The organism is Sandaracinaceae bacterium (assembly GCA_016706685.1).
Taxonomy (GTDB): Bacteria; Myxococcota_A; Polyangia; order Polyangiales; family Houyiibacteriaceae; genus JADJJE01.
In genome coordinates, this window is record JADJJE010000057.1 from 171,515 (window position 1) to 177,666 (window position 6,152).

Annotated in this window: 7 protein-coding genes; 2 read left to right on the forward strand and 5 right to left on the reverse strand. The window is 70.3% G+C overall.

Annotated features, from left to right (window positions below):
- The first annotated feature begins 124 nt into the window (after window positions 1-124).
- The gene (locus IPI43_34175) at window positions 125-595 is read left to right on the forward strand and encodes a hypothetical protein (GenBank protein MBK7779112.1); all 471 of its coding nucleotides are present in this window, start codon (window positions 125-127) and stop codon (window positions 593-595) included.
- A gap of 86 nt (window positions 596-681) precedes the next feature.
- A complete protein-coding gene (locus tag IPI43_34180; GenBank protein MBK7779113.1) occupies window positions 682-1,563 on the forward strand; it encodes a metal-dependent hydrolase in 882 nt (293 codons plus the stop codon).
- Window positions 1,564-1,587: 24 nt separating this feature from the next.
- On the opposite strand, the gene IPI43_34185 is transcribed toward IPI43_34180, so the two are convergent.
- From IPI43_34185 to IPI43_34205, 5 genes are all read right to left on the reverse strand, one after another.
- Window positions 1,588-1,791 carry a hypothetical protein gene (locus tag IPI43_34185; protein ID MBK7779114.1) on the reverse strand — a complete coding sequence of 68 codons (204 nt, stop codon included), beginning with the start codon at window positions 1,789-1,791 and terminating at the stop codon, window positions 1,588-1,590.
- A gap of 82 nt (window positions 1,792-1,873) precedes the next feature.
- The gene (locus IPI43_34190) at window positions 1,874-3,040 is read right to left on the reverse strand and encodes an alpha/beta fold hydrolase (GenBank protein MBK7779115.1); all 1,167 of its coding nucleotides are present in this window, start codon (window positions 3,038-3,040) and stop codon (window positions 1,874-1,876) included.
- Window positions 3,041-3,085: 45 nt separating this feature from the next.
- Entirely contained in the window at window positions 3,086-3,337 is a 252-nt protein-coding gene (locus IPI43_34195; protein MBK7779116.1) for a hypothetical protein, read from the reverse strand.
- A gap of 69 nt (window positions 3,338-3,406) precedes the next feature.
- Window positions 3,407-3,859, reverse strand: a complete 453-nt coding sequence (locus tag IPI43_34200) for a hypothetical protein (GenBank protein MBK7779117.1) — start codon at window positions 3,857-3,859, stop codon at window positions 3,407-3,409.
- 624 nt (window positions 3,860-4,483) lie between these two features.
- A protein-coding gene (locus tag IPI43_34205) for an IS3 family transposase (protein MBK7779118.1) occupies window positions 4,484-6,039 on the reverse strand; the annotation gives its coding sequence in 2 pieces (ribosomal slippage) (window positions 4,484-5,586 and window positions 5,586-6,039; 1,557 coding nt in all).
- Between the last annotated feature and the right edge of the window lie 113 nt (window positions 6,040-6,152).

Here is a 6,152-nt window from a genome sequence, read left to right on the forward strand (position 1 = left end):
AGGAAACGCCGCCAGCCTCGCAGCGGTGGAAGGCACACGACACCCGCTTGAAGCGCGCGCTGCGCGCCCCGGCGTATGGCACGCTGTAGCACTGCCCCGCGCGGGCTCTGCCGGAGAAGAGGCCATGTTCGCAAGCGCCAAGACGACCGTGACATTGCTGTTCCTGAGCGCGCTGCTCGCGTCCATCGCACTGGCTCAGCCCGGCGGCATGGAAGGCTTCCCGCCGCACCCGGGTGGGCAGGTGAACCTGCGACGAATCAGCTCCGGTCCGCTAACCGCTGCGGAGGTGCAGGCCGTGCTGGCTCCCGTGCCCGAGCGGCTGCGGCGCTGTGCCCGAGCACGAGCGCGGCGCGAGGAGGCCGTGGCCGCCAGCGTCGACTTCGACCTCACGGTGCTCGCGAACGGGCGGGCGCGGACCGAGGGCTTGGTGAACGACCCACGCGACGACTCCACGCCGCACGAGCGCGCGTGGGTGTCCTGTGCGCGCCGTGTGGTGACCGGGCTGCGCTTCCCGGTGAAGGACGCCCCGAGCGAGCTGCGCCTCACGCTCATCTGGATGATGGACGACGTCCCCCACGGCACCGGGCTCTTGTGACAAAGGCGAATTCCCGGCGCCCCTGCTATTGACCGAAGTTCAACACGGATCTAGAGTGAGGTCATCCCACTCTGGAGGACCGTGTCATGACCGCCGCCCAAGCCGCCCGAACCGCCCCCGTCACGACTGCTGCGTCCACCCCCGCGCTCGACCGCGACAAGCGTCCGCCCATCATCATTCGCCGCGTGGAGGTGGACCTGGACGCCCCGTCCGAGAAGTACTGGTACAACGGCTCGCCAGGCATGACGTCCTTCGCGTACGCGCTGTCGGCCGTGTTCCCGGATGGCGAGCGCTTCTTCATCGACGCCGTGCGCCACTACCGCGACCGCATCACCGACCCTGCTCTGGCCGCCGAGGTGCGCGCGTTCATCGGTCAGGAGGCGCAGCACGGCCAGGTGCACGAGCGCTACAACCAGCGCGCCGAGGCCGACGGCTTCCCGCTGTCCGACATCACCAACCGCGCGAAGGGGCGGCTGGCCCATTTGCGCAAGACGGCACCGCCCGAAGTGCAGCTGGCCATCACGTGCGCGCTCGAGCACTTCACGGCCATGATGGCCGAGCAGCTGCTCGGCGACCCGCGCATGAGCGAGGGCGTGAAGTCGCCGCACCTCGAGACGTGGCGCTGGCACGCGGCGGAGGAGGCCGAGCACAAGGCCGTGGCGTTCGACGTGTACATGGCCGTGGACGGCAGCTACGCGACGCGCGTGCGCACGTACCTCGTGGTGTCGTTCATGTTCTCCACCACCACGCTGGCCACCACGTACTACTTGATGTTCAAGGACGGCACGCTGTGGAACGCCAAGAACCACCGCGACCTGCTCTATTGGCTGCTGGTGAAGCCGGGCCTGGTGCGCAACGTGATCCCGGGCTGGCTCGACTACCTGCGCCCCAACTTCCACCCGTGGGACCGAGATGACCGGCACCTGCTCGACCGCTGGAAGCGGGAGTGGGCGCCGGCCTTCCGGTAGGCGGCTGCGCTCAACGCGCGGCGCCTACTTCTTCCCGCCGAGGAAGCCCCCCAGCGCGTCCGCGATGCCGTCGGGCAGCTTGTCGGCCACGCCGGACAGCAGCTTCGGGCCATGTTCCTTGAGCAGGTTCTCCACCACGTCGGCGGCCTGCTTGGCCTGCGCTTCGTCGAGCCCGGCCTTGGCCTTGAGCTGCGCCACGAGGGTGCCCTTGATCGATGAGATGTCCATCTTGTCCTCTTCCTGTTCTGCGTCGCCGGAGGGGGCCACGCGGGGCACACAGCATCCCTGATCCGGGCGCGCGCGTGAACTCTCAATCGCTGCGCGCGGCCAGCCAGTCGGCCACGGGCGCCCAGAGGTGCTGAGGCGCGCGGCTGCCCCCGAGGATGCCGGTGTGGCCGCCGGGGCCCGTGAGGAGCTGCTTGTCGCGGCTGCCCATCAGCGTGAGCAGCGGGGCCGTGGCGCGCACGGGCACGATGGGATCCTCGGTGCCCGCCACCACCAGCAGGTTGGCCGTCACGTCGCGCAGCGTGGCGTGCGCCCCGGGGAGCGGGAGCCGGCCGTCGAGCAGGCAGTTGTCGGTCCAGAAGTGGCGGATGATGTCCTGCGTGACCGCGCCCGGATAGGCCGTCATGTCGTCGAGGAAGGCCGCGTTGGTGGCGTGCGCCGTGACGAAGTCGCGGTCGTGCAGGTTGAGGAGCAGCTCGCCGTAGCCCTCGAGGGTCCCCACGGGGTTGGTGAGCTTGAACATCAGGCTGTTGGCCCAGCCCGGCGACCGCATGAGGCGCGGGGGCAGGCGGTGCACACCGAGGCCCGTGCGCTCGCTCAGGCGGCTCAGCTGCTTGGCCGCGCGGCGGGCGTGGGGCCCGAGCTCACCCGCGGCGTGGTAGTCGCAGGGGGCACCCACCAGCACCAGGTTCACGATGTCCGGGTCACCCAGCGCCGCGTAGCTCATGGCGAACAACCCACCAAAGCTCCAGCCGTGCAGCGACAGCCGCTGCGAGCCGCTGTGCGCGCGCACCGCCGCGAGGGCACGCGGCAAGATGCCGGCGAAGAAGTCCGCGAGGTGCAGCCCGTCGTGACGCGCCTCGGGGCGACCCCAGTCCACCAGGTACACGTCGAAGCCGCGCGCCGTGAGGTACTTCACCAGGCTGCGGTCCGGGAAGAGGTCGTAGATGCGCATGGTCACGGCCAGCGGCGCCACCAGCACGAGCGGCACGCGGAAGCGCGTGGGCACCACCGGCACGCGCTGCCCCTGCAGGTCGATGCTGTCGTCGGTGAGCGGCAGGTAGTGCCGCACGCAGGTGATGTCTTCGCGGAAGACCTCCTCGTAGGGCGTGCGCTCGGCCAGCACCAGTTCGTCGCGACGCAGCCAGTCGAGCGCGTTCTCGCCCATGTGACCGAGGCGCCTGCGGGTGCGGCGCGCCACGTGCCGGGCGCGGGACGAGAGGCTCGGAGGCTGCGTGCGAGGTGCGTTCATGCCGGTGAGGCGTAGCTCAAAGCACGGCACCGCGCCTTCGCGTGGCTACGACTTGCTCGGTGTGAGCATGTGGTGCGCGCCCTTGCCGATGGCGAAGAGGCCGAAGAGCGCGAACGGCGCGGAGGCCAGCGGCTTGCCGCCCACGTTGTAGAGCAGCGCCACCAGGCTGTGGACGGTGCGGCTGGTGTCGGCGCTGTGCTCGAAGTCCCACAAGTACCAGTAGATGAACACCGCGAGGACGCAGAGGAAGATGCCTCCCGCGAGCGCCTTCAGCCCTTCTTTCTGACGATGATTCATGGTGTGAGGCTACCTCACGGAGGGCCGAGAGCTTCCCCCCGCGAACACGGGGTGGAACGGGGCCGGAGGTCAGCGCAGCACGCAGCGCTCTCGCACGCAGACGGCTTGTGGAGGCGGCTGGACGTCGCGCTCGGGCTGACACGCCAGGGACTCGGGGGACGCGCACTCCTCCACCGCGCAGTCGTCCTGGTAGGCCGCCCACGCGGCGCGGCTCCAGGCTTGCCGGTCCTCTGGACAGAAGCTGATGCAGCAGTTGCGCGGCGTGCCGATCATACAGTCCGCGTCGGTGGCGCAGAGCTGCGGGTCCACCTCGAGGCTCGGGTCGCTGGGGTCCACGCCGGGGCGCGTGGGCTCGATGGGCGGCATGGCCTCCACGGGCTCGACGGAGGGGTCTCGCGGAGCATCGCCGCCGCCCCCCGCACCAGCCTGGGATCCCTCGCCGGGCGCGGAGGGCGAGCCACACGCCAGCGTGAACGCGAGTGGGACCAGCATGAACCACGAGAGGATGCACCGACGAGCCACCTCCCCCTTGTACCAGAACCCAGCGCGGAGGCGCCCGCGACTCGCTATGCTGAATCCGTATGGCGCGCCCGCTCTCACGTCTCTTCCACGCCGTGGTCGTCGTCGGCGCATCGCTCTCGGCGTGCGATCCCGCCGAGCCGGCTCCGAGCCCCCCGCCCGGGCCCGCAGCCGCCACCCCCACGCCCGCGCTCACCCCGCCCCCGCAGGCCGGCCCACCCGAAGCCGCCGCGCCACCCGCCGCGGAAGCCGACGCCGCCATCGCAGCCACCACGGCCCCCCCGCCGCTCGTAGGCCCACCCGCTGCGACCCCGCGACCAAGCACCTCCATGCGCCCGCAGGCCCCCGCCGATCCCCGCGGCGAGCGCTGCCCCCCAGGCTCGGAGGCCCCTTCCCCCCTGCTTCCCACATCCTGTAGCCCACCCGCTACGCCCCCACCGCCCCCGCACGCTATCCTTCCACCACCATGTCCCGCTCAGTCTCGCGCCTGTTCCACACGGTGGTCGTCGTCGGCGCCTCCCTCTCGGGCTGCAGCCCGAGCCCAGAGCCAACGACCCCGGAACCGGCCCCAGTCTCGGACTCCGACTCGGCCTCCGGTGTGTGTCAAACGAGTTGTCGCCTGAATCTTCAAGCGGCCTTGCCCACCGTGGTGGAGACGGTGATCGCGGGCCGGTCCGGGTTGAGGTGGACCACCGAGGGGCGGTCCCACGGACGGACGTTGCGTGTCCAGCGCTCGGGGTGCTTTGCGTGGGCCTGTTCGTAGACGAGGCGGCGGTGGGCGAGGATCGGGAGGTCGGCGCCCACGTGGCGGGCCTGCGGAGTGACGAAGCCGATGGCGGAGTGCAGGTGGTCGTGGTTGTACCAGCGCACGAACGCCTCGATGGCAGCGACGGCTTCCTGCATGGTCTGGAAGCGACTGGTGGGGTGGTCGGGGCGGTACTTCAGAGTGCGGAAGAGCGCCTCGATGAAGGGGTTGTCATCGCTCACGCGCGGCCGGCTGAACGAAGAAACGATGCCGAGGGAGGTCATCATCGCGAGCATCGTGGCGCCCTTCATCGGCGAGCCGTTGTCGGAGTGCAGGACGATGCCCTTGGTCTTCACGCGAAGCTGGTCGCAGGTGGCTTGGAGGAGCTGCGCCGCGAAGTCGTCGGACTCCTTGTCGCTGACGCCCCAGCCCACGATCTTGCGGCTCCACACGTCGAGGAAGACGTAGAGGTAGAAGAACTTCCCACGGACCGCAGCGGGAAGGTACGTGATGTCCCAGCAGAGCAGCTGGTTCGGTCCGGTGGCCGCGCGGGCCTTCGGGCGCTTGTTCGTGCGCGCCTTCACGGGCCCGCGATGCGTCTTCAGCCCCTGCTCCTCGAGCACCCGGTACATGGTGGACTCCGAGCACAGGTAGTCGCCCTGGTCGGCGAGGCGCGGCACGATCTGCCGCGGCGAGAGGTCGCGCATGGCCTCGCTGGTGGCGACCTGCACCACCTTCGCGCGCTCCGCCTCGCTCAGCTTGTTGGCCGGCGGCGTCTTCGACCCGTGACGGCGGTCGTCGCCACCCTGAGGGCCCTGCTCGCGCCAGCGTTGGAGCGTCCGCGCGGGCAGCTCGATGACCTCACAGGCCTTCTGCAGGCGCGCTCCGGAGCGGACGGCTTCGTCGACGAGGGAGAGGATCATTTGCCGCGCCTCCCCGATGTGTCGTCGTCCTCGTCCCCCCAGAGCGCGTGGACTTTTTTTGCCAGCACCAGCAGCGCCGCCGTCTCCGCCAGCGCCTTGTCCTTGCGGTTGAGCTCACGCTCGAGCTCGCGGATGCGCTGCTGCTCCTTCGTACGTGGGCGGCTGCCTCCGAGGGCGGCCAGCGCCTGCTCCCGCCACTCGGTCACGGTGGCTTCGTGCAGCCCCTCCCGGCGCAGGTACACGCCGAGCTCCGAGCCCGTCAGCCCCGCAGTCTCTCGCACCACCCGGAGCCGTTCGTCCGGAGACCAGTCTTCCGGGCGGCGGGCCTCCCGAGGGGGCGGCTTCTTGTCTGTGTCGTTTGCCACGAGCGCCACGCTAGCCGCTTGTCGCAGCCACCGCGAGAGGGTGACCTGGGAGACCCCGCTGGTCTCCGCCAGCGCCCTCGCGGACGGCCCACCCGGCAGCATCAGCTTCTGGATCATGCTCTGTTTGAACTCATTCGAATATCGACCCATCGGGTCCCTGCCTGCCTCGCCCCCGAGGTGGTGTGGTGCGGTTCCTGAGCCGGGCTATGCACCCGCCGGAGGCGACAACTCACGCTGACACAGGGGCCTCCGCCTCGGTCTCG

Coding starts and splice junctions, on each gene's coding strand:
- IPI43_34175 (MBK7779112.1), top strand. CDS start 125: ATGTTCGCAAGCGCCAAGACGACCGTGACATTGCTGTTCCTGAGCGCG.
- IPI43_34180 (MBK7779113.1), top strand. CDS start 682: ATGACCGCCGCCCAAGCCGCCCGAACCGCCCCCGTCACGACTGCTGCG.
- IPI43_34185 (MBK7779114.1), bottom strand. CDS start 1,791: ATGGACATCTCATCGATCAAGGGCACCCTCGTGGCGCAGCTCAAGGCC.
- IPI43_34190 (MBK7779115.1), bottom strand. CDS start 3,040: ATGAACGCACCTCGCACGCAGCCTCCGAGCCTCTCGTCCCGCGCCCGG.
- IPI43_34195 (MBK7779116.1), bottom strand. CDS start 3,337: ATGAATCATCGTCAGAAAGAAGGGCTGAAGGCGCTCGCGGGAGGCATC.